The sequence below is a fragment of the Sphingobium abikonense NBRC 16140 genome, from assembly GCF_001598335.1.
In the GTDB taxonomy this organism is placed as follows: Bacteria; Pseudomonadota; Alphaproteobacteria; order Sphingomonadales; family Sphingomonadaceae; genus Sphingobium; species Sphingobium abikonense.
The window spans coordinates 253,569-271,491 of the sequence record NZ_BCYT01000003.1 but is presented as its reverse complement, the minus strand read 5'-3'; the positions used below and the strand labels follow the sequence as shown (position 1 = coordinate 271,491).

Sequence of the window (17,923 nt, the reverse complement as noted above, 5' to 3'; positions counted from 1 at the left end):
GTCAGCGGCCGATGACGATGCGCTGTGGCTTACCGGTGGCGGGCAGGCGCAGCGCATCGCCCTGCCACTGCGCCGATCGACCGTTGACCCGCGTGGCTGGCGGCGCACCGGCGAAGGGCCAGCGCAGGACGAAACCGCCGGTCGGGCGCGCGCCGCCGCCGATCGTCACCGCCATCCGCTTGGCGTTGCCCGCCATCGCCAGATCCAGGGCGCCATAGGGCGTGCGCAGCCCGTCGATGCGAACCCCCTGCCCCGTCAGCCAGTCGCCGGTCATGCCCGCGCCCAGCACCAGCGTCTCACTCGCCTTGTCCTCATAAGCAAAGAGGTCGAGCGCGGCGCGGATATAGTCGGACGCGACCCAGGCATGGGGCAGATCGCCCAGAAAGCGGATGGCGCGCGGCTCTCGACCTACGACTTCCGCCCAGGCGTTCCAGCCGGCCGGGCGGCGATCGCGCATATAGATGGCGAGCAGATCATTCGCGCGTTGCGGCTGGCCCAGGCGCAGCATGGCCGACACGTTGCGCAGTTCATAAGGGGTGTAATCGTCCCAGTCGGCCGATGTGGCGCGACTGGTCACGCGCCGCCACTGGCGATCGAATGTATTGTGGAGCAGCCGCTGGTCGAGCCGGGGTTGCAGCGCCGTGATCTCCAGCGCCATGGTGGTGGAGGTGGCGTCGAAATCCCCCAGGCTGGTTGCGCCCGGGATGAAATCGATCGACCAATGCTGTGCCGCCGCGTCGATAGCGTTCACGATGTCGCCGGCAAACTGGTCGCGCTGCGCGGCGATGGCGGATGCTTGCGGCTTGCCCAGCACCTGCGCGGCGTAAAGCGCGCCGTCATAGCCGGCCAGCCCCCAGAAATCGTCCCAGAGGCTATATTGCGCCTTGGACGAATAGGCTTCGTGGCTGATCGAAGGCGGCAAAAGGCCGTAAAGCATCTGACGGTCGGGCGTCTGGTTGGCGGCGGTGCGTTCGGACAGGCGCAGTCCGTCCATATAGCGGCGCGCGGCGTCCAGCCGGTCCCAATGGCGCGCCAGCAGGGCAGTGTCGCCAGTGTAGCGGTGCAGTTGCGCCAGCAGGTGGATATATTCGCCATGCGAGTCATTTTCCGGCACCGGATCCGCACCCCGGAAATCGACACAGCATGGCACCTTGCCATTGGCGAAGAGGTGGCCGCCATACCAGTCGGCAAAGGCGATCGCCGGATCATTGACGCCAAGGCGCAGCAGCGCGTCCGACATCATCGCGCCGTCGCGTATCCAGCTGCGATTATAGGAACGGGTGCCGGGCTTGAGCGCTGGACCGTCGCGGCTGATCAGAATATCGGCGAGCGCTGTGCGCAGCGTGTCGACCAGCTCCTGCTTGGCGGGCGGCACCTGAATGGTGACGCTGCCGAGGCGTTGCCGCCACTGGTCGGCGGTCTGCGCCAGCGCCATCTCGACATCGGTAGGCGCCGAACCGGCAAAGGCCACCGGCATGTCCAGCGTTTCGCCCGGCGGCAGGCGCATCGTCCAGCTGAGGCGCGCCTGCGCCATATGGGCCTCATCCTCCACATGGGTGGCCGATGGCAAGCTTTCGGGCGTGGCCAGCGCGCCCTGGTCAAAGCCGCCCATGCCGACCGATTGCGGCGTTACCATGGGGGTGAGCAAGCGATCGACCGGCGGGTCGCCCGCGACCGGGCCGGGCTGGCGAATATGGAGGCGCGACCCGTCCCAGCGGATCGTGGAAATCGGACTGACGCCGCCGCGCTGCGCCAGAAATTGCGCGGGCGGGTTCACCTGAAACGGACGGACCGCCAGCGTGAGGGTGACGGTGCGCGGCTGATCGCTTGTGTTACGGACGCGCCAGCGGCCCAGCAGGCGCGGCTCGTCCGGTTCCGTCTGCGCGAAGGCGGTACTTTCCAGCGTCCAGCCCTGCCCCTGCCAGCTGGTGGTGGCGATGGGAAGATAGCCGTTGACCAGGCTCTGGCTGGTGGTGACGCCCGCCCAGTCGACCGGGGCGCCGTTGACGGTGAGGAAGGGTTCGACCGAATAGCTGCCCTTGGCCGGCTCGATCGCGCCATCTTCGCCGATCAGGCCTGCGATCGCGCCGCCATCCGTGCCAACGAGCGTCCAATAGGGTTGTTCTGTAAAGCCGCGCGGATAGCGGCCGCGCGGCGCCTGGCTCGCCAGGCGACTGATGAAATCATTGGGCGTGGGCGCCCAGTCGATATCCTTGACCGCGACTTCGGCGAGGGCGCCTTCGCCGATCATCCGGATGCGCAGATAGCGCGGCTCCGCGCCATGCAGCGCAATCGGATCATGGCCGCCATCGCCGGCATCCACGGCGCGCAGCGTCTGCCAGGCGCGCTTGTCCTGCGATCCTTCGACCCGATAGGCCGCCGCGCCCTGCCAGTCGAGCAACAGCGCCGACAGCCGCTGCGGCGCGCCCAGATCGAGCGTCAGCGATTGTCCGGCCCGTCCATGCCAGGCAGTCGATTTGTCGCCATCCAGCACGGCCGGGTCGCTGGCTTTGGGGGATGAGGGCGGCGGCGCTGGCGGCAGCGGTTCCAGCGTCAAATCGTCGATCTCGACATGCCCCTTGCCCCCGTCGCGGCCGCGCACCAACACGATTTCCATGCGATCGGTGCGGCGCAGGCTCTTGTCCTTGGTCGGCCCCCAGGCAAATTCCAGGTCGCGCGGGCGAATACGCAGTTCCTGCCATTGGGCCGAGGGGCGGAAATTGAGTTTCTGTACCCACCAGACATTGTCGCCCGACGCATCGGTGAATTTGAGCTGGAGGTCGTTGACGTCACCCCTCCCCCGCAGCTTGAGCCGCAGGACATAATTGTCCGGCCAGTCGATCGGCAGCGTCCGCGCGGCAAAGGCATAGCCCGATACCGAGCCGAAGTCATAATCGAGCCGGAGCGCCTGGCCATCGTCTCCCGGCACGGCCGACACTTTTGACGCGACGCCATCGGACGCGGCGGCGGTCCAGCGGTCGGGCTGTTCGAACCCCTCGGCCGCGACCGGCTGCGCGGCAGCGAGCAGGAAGGCGAGCGTCGCCAGCGTCATCCCAGCCAGCCGCCGGTAAAGCCCGACCGTTGCAGGCCCCGCCGGATATGCGGATTTTTCTTCATCGTGTTCCAGATGAGGCCGGTGCGGTGATTTTCGATCATCGCGACGATCGGCCCCTGGTCGATGCCCAGATAATCCTTGTCGACCCAGCCGACGCCCAGGCGGAATTCGCCATGGCGGAAAGGCTGTGGCGGGCGACGGACGATGGTGGGATTGAAACTGTCGAGGAAACCATATTTGTCGTAAAGCTGCTCGCCATAGCGGAAATACATGGCCTGCACGGTCGGCTCGACGATTTCGGGCGCGAAGGGCAGCGACCCCAGCAGCGCGGTAGGGGCCAGCGTGCCATCATCGCGTTCGCCCGGTCCGCGCGCGGAATAGCTGTAGAATTCGCGTTCCTTGCCGCCCAGCATCATCTTGAAATCGCCCGGCCCGTCGCAGGCGGTCAGACCCCAACAGTCCGGCCCATATCCTGCCCAGTTGCCCGGATTTTCGATCGCATAATTGCGTTGGCAATAGGTGGCGCGGCGGCTGTTTTCGAAATAGTCGATGCCCTTCTGCGTCATGAACCGGTCCTGGATGCCGCGGAAGTCGACCCAGACATGGCTATATTGGTGGCCGAACATTGGCGCGAAATGCAGATGCGGTTCGCCCCAGCGCGACGACCAACTGCTTTCGAACTGGGTGCTCCACACATTCCATGTGTCATCCCGCAATGGATGCGTCGGCGACCCCATGCCTAATATATAGAGGATCATCCCTTCATTATAGATTTCCCAGTCGGAGCGGATGAACCCGCTTTCGGGATGCCAGCCCATCGACACGAAGGGTGCGCGCGGGGTGATCCAGTTCCATTCGACGGCGCGATAGAGTTGTTCGGCAAGATCGCGGATGCGCGCTTCGTCGGCATCGACCGGGTCGTCGAACCAGCTTTGCGCGAACAGGACGCCCGCCATCAACAGGGCGGTGTCGATGGTCGAGAGTTCCGACAGCGAGAAGCGATAGCCCTTGGTCGACCCCAGGAAGTGATAGAAGAAGCCGCGATAGCCGCTGACGCCCGATCGCTGGTTGCCCATCGGCGCGGCGGCGAGGAATTGCAGCGTGGTGAGCGTGCGCTCGCGCGCTTCGGCGCGGCTGATCCAGCCATGGGTGACGCCGATCGGATAGGCGGTCAGCGCAAAACCCATCGCGGCGATGGACACGAAGGAGGGCGTGGGCCAGCGGTCGGGGGCCATGCCCGTCTTTTCGTCGGTGACTTCCCAGAAATAGCGAAAGGCGAGTTTCTGGATGTCGTCGATCAACGGACTGACTTCCACGTCCAGCGCCGGGCGCTGGTCGAGCCGGGTCCAGCCATCGACCGCAACCGGCGCGGTCGAGACGGGCGCCTGGGGCGTGCGCGTGGCGCATCCCGACACAAGCCCGGCCAGCCCTACCCCGGCCGAGCCCATGAATGTCCGTCTATCCAGCAATCATCACCTCCAGAAATGTAAAAGGGGGGACGGCCCGCGTCATGCGACGAGCGGCCGTCCCGAAACGGGACGCCGTCAGAAGCGATAACCCACCCGGAACTGGATACGCCGGGGCAGCGTGAGCAGGTTCGCCGCATTCGCGCCATTGGCGGGCAGCAGCGGATCGGTCACTTCGCCGGTGTCGGGATTGATCGTGTTGTTGAAGAAGCCATCGAAATCGCGGAAATTCTTGTTGTTGAAGAGGTTGAGGACATCGACCGCGAAGCTGACCTGATCGTCCCGGCCGAACAGCGGGAAATTCTTGGCCAAAGTCACATTGACTTCGCAGAAGGCGAACAGCCCCTTGATGCAGTTCTTTTCCGGATAGCGAGCGGTGAAGTCGTTGAAACCCGACGACGCGCCGTTGGTGCCGTCCGTCACTTGATAAGCCTGGCCCGACCCCAGCGTGGTCAGCGTCGAGAACTGGAAGCCCAGCGGCAGGTCGACGATGCCGGAGAAGACGATACGGTGGCGCTCGTCACCCGGCGAATTGCGCCAGCCATAGGCGTCGGGCGTCGGCGCATCCAGGCTGAAGAGATCGCCGCCATTCTTTTCCGCCTTGCCCAGCGTATAGGCGATATTGAGGCCCCAGCCCGATGCCTTGGTGTAATTTTTGTCGAGCGTGAAATAGAGCGCCTTGTAGCGGGTATCGAGCCCGTCATAGCCGATCAGCACGTTGGAATAGCCCGCCGCGCGCACTGCCGCCAGCAGATCGCCATCGCAGCAGGTGCCGAAGCCGCCGTCATTGCGGGTCGCAAACAGGTTGGTGTAACCATTCTTGCCCCGCTGGTAGGAGGCGGTCAGCGAGGCTTCGAAAATGCCGACCTTCTGCCGCACGCCCAGCGAAAACTGGTCGTTGACCGGCGGCTTGGCATTATTCTTGACCGCAAAGAGTTCGGGCAGGCCGACTTCGGGGTTGCTGTTGATCAGCGCCAGCAGCCCGTCGCGGGTCAGGTAGGACGGGTCCCAGGCGACCGTCGGCTGGCCATCGCGCGGCAGGCCGTCGGCGGAGAAGCGGAACAGACCGATGGGGTTTATGGTACGCGAGAGTTCATCGACCGTGTTGTTGAAATTATTGCGGTCATAATAGCGGCCCGCGCCGCCGAAGATGACGGTGCTGCGATCCCCCTTCACGTCCCAGGAAAAGCCGAAGCGCGGCGCGAAGGCGCCCTTGAACGGGCTGCGGTCATTGCCGTCGGTGATATAGTCTTCGGGGTCGAAATAGGATGTGGTGGGCAATGCGCGCAACGCCGTCGCGGCGGCGGCCGGCGTCGTGTAGCGGTTGTTGAACCCGTTGCTTTCATAATCCCAGCGCAGACCAAGATTGAGCTGCAACCGGTCGGTAATGTCCCAGTCGTCCTGAATATAGAGGCCAAGCTGGGTGTTGGACGACTGGATGAGGCCCGAGCCAAGGCCGAGGCGCGCTTCGGCCGGGAAAGCGAAGTTGAGGTTATTGTTGGGTTCGCGGCGGAAATAATAGCGCGGCTGAATGAAGGCCTGATTGTCGAAGCTGATGTCGGTGAATTCGATGCGCGCGCCGAACTTGATCGCGTGACCGGTAAAGCCGGTATAGGTGATGTCGTTGCGGAAATTATAGCTTTGCTGCACTTCGCGCCGGGTCGAATCCTTGCCCCCGAACAGGATCACGCCCTGATAGTCAAAGGCGGGAAGGTCGGGATTGAGCGCCGTCGGGTTGAATTTGTAGTTCAGATAGCTGGCATTGAATTCGTTGAGGACCGTGTCGTCGTCATAGGTCCATTTGAACTGGTAGGTGTCGACGACATTGATCTTGTTTTCGGCATAGGAATAGGCGGTGTTGCCGCCAAAGCCCTGGATATCGGTTTCCTCGCGCCGGCTGAACGACACGTCGAACGTCTGATAGTCGTCGGGGGTCAGCGTCAGCTTGCCGAAATAGAAATCGCTGCGGAACGGGCTGACGAAGGAGCCTTCGAAATCGGTGATATCGCGGCCGGAAAAGCGTTCAAATTCCGCAATCGCATCGGCCGCGCCAGTGGAGCGCACGTTGAAGGCGCGATCCTGGTCATTCCCTTCATAGGCGGCGAAGAAGAACAGCTTGTCCTTGATGATCGGGCCGCCGAGCGACGCGCCATATTGCTTGCGTTCAAAGGCGGGCTTGGGATTGCCGTCACGCTTGTCGATGAAGCTTTTTTCGGTCAGCGACTTGTCGGTATATTGGCCAAAGATTTCACCATGAAAATCATTGGTGCCGGACTTGGTGACGGCGGTGATGACGGCCGCGCCTGCCTGTTCATATTCCGCCTTGTAATTCTGGGTGATGACGCGGAATTCCTGCACGGCGAGCTGGCCAAAGGGGTTGCCGCGGCTGTTCTGCTGACCCGCCACGCCGCCTTCGCGCAGCTTGTTCTTGAGGCTGACGCCGTCGATGAACACATTGACCTGGCTGGCGGGCGATGCGCCCGATGAGAAGCTCTTGTCGGTTTCGGAGTCATTATAGCGCACGCCAGGCGCGAGCGCGGCGAAGCTGAGGAAATTACGGTCCGTCTGCGGCAGGACGCGCAGCTGTTCCTGGCTGATATTGGTCGCAATTTCGCTGGTCTGGACTTCGCGCAGGCGGCTGCCCGTGACGACGATCTGCGCGCCGTCGCCATCGGCCGAGGCCGTGGCGGTGCCTTGCGCCGCGTCGGTCGCGCTGGACAATTGCGCGTCCACCGTGGCGGCTGTGCCGACGCCCACGGCGATATCACGCTGGAACGACCCCTTCGCCGGGTCGGACACTGAAATCCGGTATGTGCCCGCGCGCACACCGTTCAGAATATAGGTGCCGCCGTCATTGGTGGTGGTGGTTTGCGCGCGGCTGGTGCCGGCGCTGGTCAGTGTGACCGTCGCGCCCGCGACGGGCGCGCCCGCGCTGTCGGTCACGCGGCCACGGATCGAGGCGACCGTGGTCTGCGCCACGGCCGGTATGGCGACGGCCAGGCTGCTGAGCGACGTAGCGCCGACAAGCAGCAGACGGATTGCGGACAACTTGCTCATGTGCATCTTCCCCTTGTTTTAACCCTGATTCCCTCGACGGGATTTTCGTTACGCAGCTGAAAGCTGACTACTGTTGCGGATAATGAGGCCGGGTTGCCTTAGTTCCATCTGCGGAACGGCTTCACCGTCGATTAGCGCGACGAGGCGGTTGATGCCGCGCGCTCCCATGTCGGCGATATCGACGGCCATGGTGGTAAGACCCGGGCTGACGAGCCGGGCGAGCGGGATATTGTCGAAGCCCGCGACCGCCACCTGCGTCGGAACATCGACCCCCATGTCGCGCAGCGCGACCATGACGCCGATCGCCGTCATGTCGTTGGCGGCAAAGATGGCGTCGACGTCGATCTGTTCGGCCTGGAGGCGATCGACAGCGCGGCGGCCGGATTCCTCGTCGAAATTGCCGGGGAGGATGACGGGTTTCAGGCCCGCCGCTTCCATCGCCCGAACATAGCCGCGCGCGCGGTCGGCCGCCTCGACATTGCCCGCCGGCCCTTCGACATGGACGATGGCGCGACGGCCGCAATCAATGAGGTGCCGCACCATCGCGCCCGCGCCCGCCACATTGTCGACCCGCAATTCGGGCCGGCCCTGGCCATTGTCCTGACAATTGAGCAGCACGGCCGGGATGCTGGGCGGCAGCTGCGCGAACAGAGCGTCCAAGTTGATGTGCGGGGCCATGACGATCAGGCCATCGACCCGCCCGCGCATGTTGCGCAGCGCATCTATCCCGTAGCCGATATCCAGATGCATGTTGGACAATAACAGATGGCGGTGGTGCAAAGCGGCTTCCCGCTCCATGCCGCGCAGCATTTCGGAGAAATATTCGCCATGAAGGTCCGGCAGGACGACGCCGATTGCCCCGGTACGCGCCATGCTGAGATTGCGCGCGCCGGCATGAGGCACATAGTTGAGCTTGCGCGCGGCCTGCTCCACCCGTTCCTTGAGTTCGGGACGGACGTTGGGCAGACGATTGAACACGCGCGACACGGAGGCAACCGACACATCGGCTTCGCGCGCGACGTCGCGAATGGTCGCCTGCCCGATCTCCTTTCCCGTCATCCTCAATCCATCCAGCGAAGATTTTATCGGCCCCATGACTTGCCGAGCCGTCTTGTAACCGGTTACAAGAAACCATAAGCCACTGCAAGTGGGCGCGCGAAAGGTTCACAAAGGCATCGCACGAGCGCCCGATCTTTAGGAGAATGACATGCGGCCACCCTCTTCCATATCTCGACGCGCATGGCTGATGGGGGCCGGCGCGGTGGCGGCATGGGCAGCCTCGCCCGCGCGCGCACTGATGGCGCAGATGGATCAGGGTGCGGCGCCATCGACCGATCTTGACGCGCTGATCGCGCGGATGACGGTGGAGGAAAAGGCCGGCCAGGTCACGCTGATGGCCGCCGCCTGGGCAGGCGGCGCGGCCAACGCGCTCAATCCCACATCGCCATCGCGCGCCAGCTTTCGCCAGCAGATGGACGATGTGCGGCGCGGCCATGTCGGCGGCGTGTTTAACGGCAATGGCGCGGAAATGGCGCGGCAGATGCAGGCGATGGCGGTGGAAAAAAGCCGCCTCAAAATTCCGCTGATCTTCGCTGCCGACGTGATCCATGGCTTTCGCACCATATTTCCCATGCCGCTCGCCGAAGCGGGCAGCTTTGACCCCGAACTGGCCGAGCGCACCGCGCGGATCGCGGCCATCGAAGCGACGGCGGCGGGCATCGACTGGAATTTCGCGCCGATGGTCGATGTTGCGCGCGACCAACGCTGGGGCCGCGGGATCGAGGGCGCGGGGGAGGATGTGCTGCTGAGCCGCGTCATGGCCGATGCGCGCGTGCGGGGCTTCCAGGGACGCGCCGGCCTGGCCGCGCCCGACGCCATGGCCGCCTGCGCCAAGCATTTCGCCGCCTATGGCGCAGCCGAGGGTGGTTTGGACTATAACAGCGTCGACGTGTCGGAACGGACGCTGCGCGAGGTCTATTTCCCGCCCTTCCAGGCGGCGCTGGATGCGCATGCGGCGACGATCATGGCGTCGTTCAACGAATTGTCGGGCGTGCCGGCCACCGCCAATCACTGGCTGCTGAGCGACGTGCTGCGCGACGAATGGCATTTCGACGGGCTGGTCGTATCCGATTATACCGGCGACATGGAACTCATCGCCCATGGCTTTGCCGCCGATGCGCGGGAGGCGACCAAGCTAGCGTTCCTCGCCGGGGTCGACATGTCGATGCAATCGGGTTTCTACAGGGAGCATCTGCCCGATCTCGTTAAATCGGGCGAAGTGCCGATGGCGCGGCTGGACCAGGCTGTGCGGCGCGTGCTGGCGCTCAAGGCAAAGCTGGGCCTGTTCGACGATCCGTTCCGGCGCATCGACCCCCGCCGGGAAAAGACGCTGGTGCGCACGCCTGCCCATCTGGACGTCGCGCGCGATGCCGCGCGCCGGTCGATCGTTCTGCTGAAGAATGAGGATGACCTGCTGCCCCTGCCCCGCACAGGCAAAACAATCGCGCTGATCGGGCCGTTTGTACAGGGGCAGCGCGATCTGGTCGGGCCGTGGAATGTCTATGGCACCGAGGCGGACGCCATCGACCTGCTGACCGGCATGCGCGCGGTCGCCGCCGACCCGGATGGAATCGTCGCGGTCGACGGATCGGGCGTGGACAAACCGATCAAGGGCGGCATCGAGGCGGCGGTTGCTGCGGCGCAGGCCGCCGACATCGTCGTGCTGGCGGTGGGCGAAAGCCAGACTATGTCGGGGGAGGCGCAGTCGCGCACCGATATCGTGATACCCGCGCCGCAAATGGCGCTGGCGGAGGCTGTCGCCGCCACAGGCAAGCCGATGGTCGTGCTGCTACGTCATGGCCGCGCGCTGGCGCTGCATGGCGCGGTCAAGGATGCGCAAGCGATCCTGGCGACCTGGTTTCTGGGGTCCATGTCGGGCATGGCGACCGCCGACATCCTGTTCGGTCTGGCCAGCCCGTCAGCGCGCCTGCCGTGCAGCTTTCCCTATGAAAGCGGGCAGGAACCGCTTTATTATGCGCACAAGAATACCGGCCGCCCCAACCCGCCCGGCCCGCGCGTCGCCTACAAGGCCCATTATCGCGAGGCGCCCAATGCCGCGCTCTATCCCTTCGGCCACGGCCTGACCTATGGCGAGATCGTCTACAGCGCGATCGACATGGGGACGGGCCGGTTGAGCGCGGGCGGCGAATTGACCGTCACCGCCACGCTGCGCAACAGCGGACGGCGTGAAGCGACCGAGGTGGCGCAGCTCTATGTGCAGGACATCACTGCCAGCATCACCCGGCCAGTGCGCGAATTGAAGGCATTTCAGCGCGTGACGATCAAACCCGGCGAATCGCGGGAGGTGCGTTTTACGATCAGGCGCGAGGAGCTGCTGTTCCTGGGGCAGGACATGCAACCGACGGTGGAGCCGGGCAAATTTCGCCTGTGGATCGCGCCGTCCGCTCAGGCCGAGGGCGTATCGGACATATTCACGCTCGCCTGATCGACCGGGCCGCGCAGCGGCGCCAGCATCATGATCGCGCCCCCCGCCGCGATCATGACCGCTGGTCCCGCGATCATGACCCAGGCGATGACATCCCTGCCCGCCGCATCGGGCACGCCGCCGGCATAGCCGCCCATCGCATAGGCCAGACCCAGCAACAGGGCGGCAAGGCCAAGGCCGATTTTCTGCACCAGCATGAACAGGCTGAAGGCGGTCGCCTCCACCCGTACGCCTGTGTGCGCGACGCCATGATCGACCGCCATGGGCAGCATGGCCCAGGCCGCCAGGTGAAAGCCGCTGAGCGCGACCTGCACCAGCGCCAGCACGGTGATGGAAACGGGCACGTCGGGCGCTCCCGGCCAGAGCGGCAGCGCCGCCAGCGCGACCAGCGCGAGGCAGGCTGCGGCCAGCCAGCTGGCCTGCGCGCTCCACCGCAGGGCGATCAGCGTCCAGAGCGGCACGGCGAGCGTGCCGATGACCGCCATCACCGCCAGCGCCCGCTTGCCCGCGACAGCGTCGAGCAGGACATGGGCGAAATAATATAGCACTGAATGACCGATGATCGCGGCCGCCATCGTGGCGCAGAAGGTGGCAGCGCACAGCATCAGGAAGGCGCGGTTATGTGCGATGGCGGCCAGATCCCGCATCAGCGAATGCCCGGCCGATAGTGAGGAGGCGGTCGGGATGGTTTCGGGAATGCGCCAGACGACAAGCCACAGGATCATGGCCGCAACGCCGGCAAGCAGCATCGCCACAGCCGCATAATCACCCCCGCCAGCTGGCATCGCCCAGGCAATCGTAACCGCGCCCAGCGCGCCGAAGGTCATACGCGATCCCGACATCAAGGTGCGGTCGCGCGCATGGATGCTGACGCGCGTCGACCATGCCGCATAGGGCAGGTTCACCAGCGCATAGAGGATGCGGAAGGCGACATGGGTCGCCATCACTGTCGCCAGCAGCCATTCCGCGCCGCCCGCCGGCCGCTGGAACAACAGCGCGAAGGACAGCGCAAGTGGGGCGGCCCACCAGGCAATGATCCGGCGATATCGCAGACGCCAACGATCCGCAGTGATGCCGATGGCCAAGTCCGTCAGTCCGTCGGCAATGGCGCCGACCATCATCACCAACCCCGCCGCTTCGGGCGTCAGGCCAAGGGCATCTGTGTAGAAGAACAGCAGATAGAGAGTGATCGTCTGCCAGAAGAGATTGAAGGCATAGTCGCCCGCGCCAAAACCGATGGCGCGCGCGGGATGCGGGCCGGACGGGTCCCTCATCCCGCGAAATCAAATGCGCCGGGCGATAGCGCCGGCCGCCCAGCCCATTGCTACGGCAATTGCGATCGCGGTCAGGCCATAGAGGAACGGCCAGTCTTCGGCGGCGACCGCCATAAACTGTTCGAACCCGGATTTGCGCACGGTGATGTCGCGCACCGCGGCGGCGACGACGCGGCCATCCTGCACCAGAAACGTCTCGGCCGTATAGTCGCCGACGATGACGCGGGCAGAGAGCGGCAGGCGCGCGCGATAGAGAACGCCATCCGTGATTTCGACCGTGCCCTGCCGCTCGACGAACAGGCCAGCCCGGTCGCGCAGGTCGACCAGGCCGGCCTGAAAACGGTTCAGTTCGGCGCTGTCGTTGAGCGAAGAGGGCGACAATTGCAGCTTGTCCACGCCCAGTTCGTAAATGGCGGCGGTGCGTTCATCGACGATTTGGCTGATCGGGCGCGAAGAGGCCATGGCGTAGAAGCTGGGCGCGGATTCAAAGCGCGCGCTGTCGGCATTCACCCAGATGCCCGCAACCTTCTGTTTCTCACGCATCTGGATCGACTGTTCGGGGCCTTTGAGCACCACGACGATGTCCGCCGGCTTGTCGGGGCGCACGCCGCCGGGATAGACGATCGCGCCGAACAGCAACAGGTCAGCGCCGGTGAAGCTGTAGAGAATCTTGACTTCGCGCTGCGACACGTCGGGCACCAGTTGCGGTTCGTCCGCGCCGGTCAGCAGCAGCAGGGCCGCGATCAGGGCGCTGGCGCGACGCAGCATCACCGCACCTCGATCGTGAAGATTTCGTCCGGCCGCCAGCCTAGGCCCAGCGCCATGCGCGCGGCCACCAGCAACACGATGGCGGCCAGAAGGACGCGCAGATATTCGGGCCGCAGCTTCATCGACAGGCGCGTGCCGATCTGCGCACCCGTGACGCTGCCGATCAGCAGCAGCATGGCCAGCACCAGGTCCACCGCCTTGGTGGTCATGGCGTGCATCATTGTCGTCGCCATGGTGACGAACAGGATCTGGAACAACGATGTGCCGACGACCGACTGCGTCGTCATGCCCAGAAGATAGAGCATCGCGGGCACCAGGATGAAGCCGCCGCCCACCCCGAGCAGCATGGTCAATATGCCCGTCGCCATGCCCAGCAGGAAGGGCGCGAGCGGCGAGATATAAAGGCCCGAGCGATAGAAGCGCCAGCGCATGGGCAGGGCCGCGACCAGCGGATGATGCCGCCTTTTGCTGGCCTGCGGCTTGCGGCCGGTCTTGAGCGCGATCAGCGCCTGGATCGATTCCTTGGCCATCAGGCCGCCGATCCCGCCCAGCATCAGCACATAGAGAATGCCGATGACGGTATCGATCTGGCCCAGGCTTTGCAGCAGGCGGAAGATGAACACGCCCATCCCCGCGCCGACGATGCCGCCTGCGATCAGCACCCCGCCCATGCGAAAGTCGACCGTGCCGCGCGACATATGGGTGACGACGCCCGACACGCTGGCCCCCGTAACCTGAGAAGCCGCCGACGCCGCCGCGACCGTGGGCGGGATGCCGTAGAAAATCAGGAGAGGCGTGGTCAGGAACCCGCCACCCACGCCGAACATGCCGGACAGCAGGCCGACCAGCCCGCCAAGGCCGATGATGACCAGCGCGTTCACGGACAGATTGGCGATGGGCAGGTAAAGATCCATGACGGTTCAGGGCCTAATCGCAAAGCCATCCGATAGAAAGGAGAGTTGCGCCGCCCCGATCAAAAATCCGTGGCCAGCGTTATAGCAAGGCCCGACGGCGGCGCGGCATCGCCGGCAATGCGTTCGCGCCATTCGATCGACAGACGCGCATTCGTGCCGGGCAGCGGCAATCGGAGCTGTACTTCCGGACCGATGTCGAGCCGGCTGACGCCCGGCTGCGCGCCGCCAGACACGGCGCCGCCGATCCGCAGCGCCCCGCCCTTCACGGGCGCGAGCAGGGCGATGCGCCCGTCGACAAATGCATCACCTTTGCGGAAGCCCACGATGCCCGCCTGGCCATAGCCTTCAGCCTCAAGTCCCGGCGCGATGGCCACGGGGCCAAAGCCGCCCGCCCCCACGATCGCCATGGCGTTACGCCCGCCCGATCCAAGCGCCACGCGCCGTTCGATGCCGATGCTCATCGGCAGGGCGGGCAGCGGGCGGATGGCAAGGCCAATCGCGGCTTCCGGCGCTGCGGGATCCTGCAACGCGGCTGTCGCCCTGGCGTAGAGTGAGGGGCGATAAGGCGAAGCCGGCGCGAGGGCATAATCGATGCGCAAACCGGCCTGCGATCCGCCAAGGCGCCCGACCGGTGCGGTCTGGACCGCCGGCGCCTTGCCCGGCCGCACCAGCAGCCAGCCGCTCGCCTGCCAGCGGTCAGGCGCGGATGCTGTCCTGGCCGGAGGGGCGAGCGGGGTTGCGAAGGGAATGGGCGACGGGCGCGCGCCCATATCCTGGCTGGCATAATGTCGATTGGAAAAGGCGACCATGTGCCGGATGAAATCCAGCATGTCGGTAGGGGCGCCGAAATTTCCCGGGCGCGTCGATGCGAGGGCCACGGGCTGCGCGATGACAAGGGAACCGCCGTCCGACAGATTGGCGGGCCACGAGGCGCGTAACGGCGGGCGATCGACAGGCCATGGCGGCAATGCTGTCGCCACGACACTGCGGGGCAGGCTTTGGCCGGTGACGGCGACCAGTCCGGTCGGTTCCCCGGCAAAATCCATCTGTGCCATGACGCGCAGGCCCACCCAGCCCAGCATCAGACCGGCGAGGAAACGCAGCGGGCGGCCGGAGCGGGCGCGGATCATGGATCGGTCTTGAGGTCGGGGAAGCGATGCTGGGTCTTGTCCCAGCGCAGCGGTTGGCCCGCGAGCGATCGCAGATACAGGAATATGGCGCGGCGCGCGGCCAGGATGCCGATATAATTGGCGATCAGCGTGCGCGGCACGGCGCCCAGCCCCGCCCGCAATCCATAGGCGCGGGTGACAAAGAGAAAGCGCATCGCCATGCGCCAGAGCATCAAAAACAGGTTGAACCAGAGCAGCGTGGTCATCAGCGGCGACAAGGGCCGGTCGGGCACGGGCATGACCAGCGCCAGCAGCGCAAGGGCCGCCCAGAGCAGCAGCGTCAGATAGGCGGCGAACAGCACCAGCGCCGCCAGCACCGCCCGCCGATCGCGCAGGCGCATCCAGAATTCGGCCGGCCCGCCGCGCCAGCCCAGCCTGTCCCACCCGGCCAGCGCGATGCCGATCGTCCAGCGCGCCTTTTGCCGGACCGCCGCGTCGATACTGTCGGGAAAAAATTCCCGCGTCGCGATCACATCGCCCCGTGCGTCGCGCATCCGCACGAAAGCACTGCGGCCGCCCATGTCGCGAATGCGAAGCCCGGCCTCATAATCTTCCGTCAGCGAACCGGGATCGAATGGCCCGGCCGCTTCGTCCAACGCCAGCGCGGCCAGCATGTCCCGTTCAAAGGCGCAGGCGACTCCGGCCGATGGCACCGATGCGCCCAAGGCCTCGCGCACGCTAAGCAATTTGCCGTGGCTCTCGGCAAATTCGTCGCCATAATGATCGGCGATCGCGCGCCGCCACCAGCCGCCCCGCCCGCGCAGTGGCAATACCGGCAACTGGACCAGATCGAACCGGTCGATCATGAAGTCGAACAGACGGATTTCATCGGCATGCACGACATCCTCCGCATCGTGCAGCAGGATCGCCTTGTAGCGGAAACCCTCCTGTTCCTCCTCCGCCCGCATCGCGCGCCAGAGCAGGTTGAGGCAGTCAGCCTTGGTCGTCGGACCCGGACGGTCATTGATGCACAGCATCATGCGGGCGTCGTCACAGGCGAGGTCCGCGACCGCGTCGATGGTGGCCGCGTCATTGGGATAGGCGCCGATAAAAATGCGATAGGGTTCGTTAACCCAGCTGGCGCGCGCATGGCCCAGCATCGCGGCGATGACGTCGGATTCCTGCCACGCCGGAACGAAGACTGCGATTTTGCCGGGGCGCGCCGACTGTGGAAGGCCCGGTGCCGTCATGCGCTCATGCCGGCCATAGATGACCAGATCGCGCCAGGCCCTGCGCCCGAAATAAAGAAGGTCGATCAACAGGTCGTCAAGGCCGCCGATCGCCAGCCCGACCGCCGCAAAGAGCAGGATTTCATGATGCACCGCGACAAGAAGCGCGGCCGTCCCTGCCCCCAAAGGCTTGACCCCCATGCCTAATCAGGGGAGAGGATGCCATCAGCCTTCCCGCTATCCAACCCCCTGCATGGCAAACAGAGGAAATATTCGCGCATGATCCAACGCCCATCATCGGCCCTGAGGGATTTTCTGACCGGAGAAGCCGGTGGCGCGGTCCTGCTCATCATGGCCGCGGCGCTCGCCATGCTGCTCGCGAACCTGCCCGCAGCGGGGCATTTCTATCATGATCTGGTCCATGCGCAGGTCGGCCCCATGCTGACGCCCAAGCTGGGGGCGATGACGGTCCATCTGTGGATCAATGACGGGCTGATGGCGATTTTCTTCCTGGTCGTCGGCTTGGAAATCAAACGCGAGTTTTTGGACGGCGGGCTTTCCACCTGGGAACGGCGGCGCTTGCCCGTTTTGGCGGCAGTTGCCGGCATGGTGTTTCCCGCCATCGTCTATCTGCTCGTCACCGGCGGCGAGCCGGGGCTCACCAACGGATGGGCGATTCCGGCCGCGACCGACATCGCCTTCGCCATCGGCGTGCTGGCGCTGCTGGGCGACCGCGCGCCCGCATCGCTCAAACTGTTCCTGACCGCTGTCGCCATCGTCGATGACATGGGCGCGGTGGCGATCATCGCGCTCGTCTATACGCAAGGGCTGGATATCACCGCGCTGGCGGGCGCGGCCGGAGTGCTGGCGGTGATGTACGGCATGAACCGCGCCGGGGTGAAGGCGCTGACGCCCTATATGATCGGCTTCGCCTTGCTGTGGTATTTCACCCTGTTGTCGGGCGTACATGCGACGGTCGCGGGCGTGCTGGCGGCGCTCACCATTCCGATCCGCTGCACGCCGGGCGCGCCCGATGCGGTCGACAGCCCGCTCCATCGGCTTGAGCATGCGGTCCATCCCTGGACCGCCTACCTCATCATCCCCCTGTTCGGGTTCGTGAATGCCGGTCTCGCGCTCAACGCGCAGATGTTTGCGCTGCTGCTGGAGCCGCTTCCGCTGGGCGTGGCGCTGGGCCTGTTCGTGGGCAAGCAGCTTGGCATTTTCGGCGCGATCTGGGCCGCCGTGCGCCTGAATATCGCCGATTGCCCGTCCGGCGCCAACTGGACGCAGATTTACGGCATGTCGCTGCTGTGCGGCATCGGCTTTACCATGAGCCTGTTCATCGGCGGGCTTGCCTTTCCCGGACAGGCCATTTTGGTGGAAGAGGCCAAGGGCGGCATATTGATGGGATCGCTGCTTTCGGCGCTGGTCGGCTTCGCTGTCCTGCGCTGGGCCGCGCCGGGCGAGCGACGGGCCGCGACGGCAGCTTTATAATCGGTTCGCACGGCGACCCCATCATGCTATGATCGTGACGCCGTTTCGATAA

At 65.1% G+C, this 17,923-nt stretch carries 11 protein-coding genes; 2 read left to right on the top strand and 9 right to left on the bottom strand.

The features are described 5' to 3' along the window. Position 1 precedes the first annotated feature (1 nt). From SAB01S_RS05180 to SAB01S_RS05165, 4 genes are all read right to left on the bottom strand, one after another. Positions 2-3,052, bottom strand: coding sequence for a galactose-binding domain-containing protein (locus SAB01S_RS05180; protein WP_062732023.1), 3,051 nt, complete (start codon positions 3,050-3,052; stop codon positions 2-4). Continuing rightward, positions 3,049-4,503: a glucoamylase family protein gene (locus SAB01S_RS05175; RefSeq protein WP_245646411.1), complete on the bottom strand. Its 1,455-nt coding sequence runs from the start codon at positions 4,501-4,503 to the stop codon at positions 3,049-3,051. The genes SAB01S_RS05180 and SAB01S_RS05175 overlap by 4 nt, the downstream gene beginning before the upstream one ends. 96 nt (positions 4,504-4,599) lie before the next feature. Next, the gene (locus SAB01S_RS05170) at positions 4,600-7,578 is read right to left on the bottom strand and encodes a TonB-dependent receptor (RefSeq protein ID WP_062732021.1); all 2,979 of its coding nucleotides are present in this window, start codon (positions 7,576-7,578) and stop codon (positions 4,600-4,602) included. Between the two features lie 48 nt (positions 7,579-7,626). Further along, a complete protein-coding gene (locus tag SAB01S_RS05165; RefSeq protein WP_174525619.1) occupies positions 7,627-8,637 on the bottom strand; it encodes a LacI family DNA-binding transcriptional regulator in 1,011 nt (336 codons plus the stop codon). A gap of 148 nt (positions 8,638-8,785) precedes the next feature. On the opposite strand from SAB01S_RS05165, the gene bglX reads away from it, so the two are divergent. Beyond that, positions 8,786-11,083: a beta-glucosidase BglX gene (bglX, locus tag SAB01S_RS05160; protein ID WP_062732020.1), complete on the top strand. Its 2,298-nt coding sequence runs from the start codon at positions 8,786-8,788 to the stop codon at positions 11,081-11,083. On the opposite strand, the gene SAB01S_RS05155 is transcribed toward bglX, so the two are convergent. The 5 genes from SAB01S_RS05155 to SAB01S_RS05135 are packed head-to-tail and all read right to left on the bottom strand — an operon-like array spanning position 11,044 to position 16,578. Next, entirely contained in the window at positions 11,044-12,357 is a 1,314-nt protein-coding gene (locus tag SAB01S_RS05155; RefSeq protein WP_062732019.1) for an MFS transporter, read from the bottom strand. The genes bglX and SAB01S_RS05155 overlap by 40 nt on opposite strands. A 9-nt stretch (positions 12,358-12,366) precedes the next feature. After that, positions 12,367-13,125 carry a TIGR02186 family protein gene (locus SAB01S_RS05150; protein ID WP_021227146.1) on the bottom strand — a complete coding sequence of 253 codons (759 nt, stop codon included), beginning with the start codon at positions 13,123-13,125 and terminating at the stop codon, positions 12,367-12,369. Beyond that, complete coding sequence (locus SAB01S_RS05145; protein WP_009822618.1) at positions 13,125-14,039, bottom strand: sulfite exporter TauE/SafE family protein; 915 nt, start codon at positions 14,037-14,039, stop codon at positions 13,125-13,127. Before SAB01S_RS05145 ends, SAB01S_RS05150 begins: the two co-directional genes overlap by 1 nt. Before the next feature lie 59 nt (positions 14,040-14,098). Further along, entirely contained in the window at positions 14,099-15,169 is a 1,071-nt protein-coding gene (locus SAB01S_RS18590) for a hypothetical protein (protein WP_169802547.1), read from the bottom strand. Continuing rightward, positions 15,166-16,578 (bottom strand): glycosyl transferase family protein, encoded by a 1,413-nt coding sequence (locus SAB01S_RS05135; RefSeq protein WP_062732018.1) that lies wholly within the window; start codon positions 16,576-16,578, stop codon positions 15,166-15,168. The genes SAB01S_RS18590 and SAB01S_RS05135 overlap by 4 nt, the downstream gene beginning before the upstream one ends. Before the next feature lie 78 nt (positions 16,579-16,656). On the opposite strand from SAB01S_RS05135, the gene nhaA reads away from it, so the two are divergent. Beyond that, the gene (nhaA, locus tag SAB01S_RS05130; RefSeq protein ID WP_062732017.1) at positions 16,657-17,871 is read left to right on the top strand and encodes a Na+/H+ antiporter NhaA; all 1,215 of its coding nucleotides are present in this window, start codon (positions 16,657-16,659) and stop codon (positions 17,869-17,871) included. The last annotated feature ends 52 nt before the right edge of the window (positions 17,872-17,923 follow it).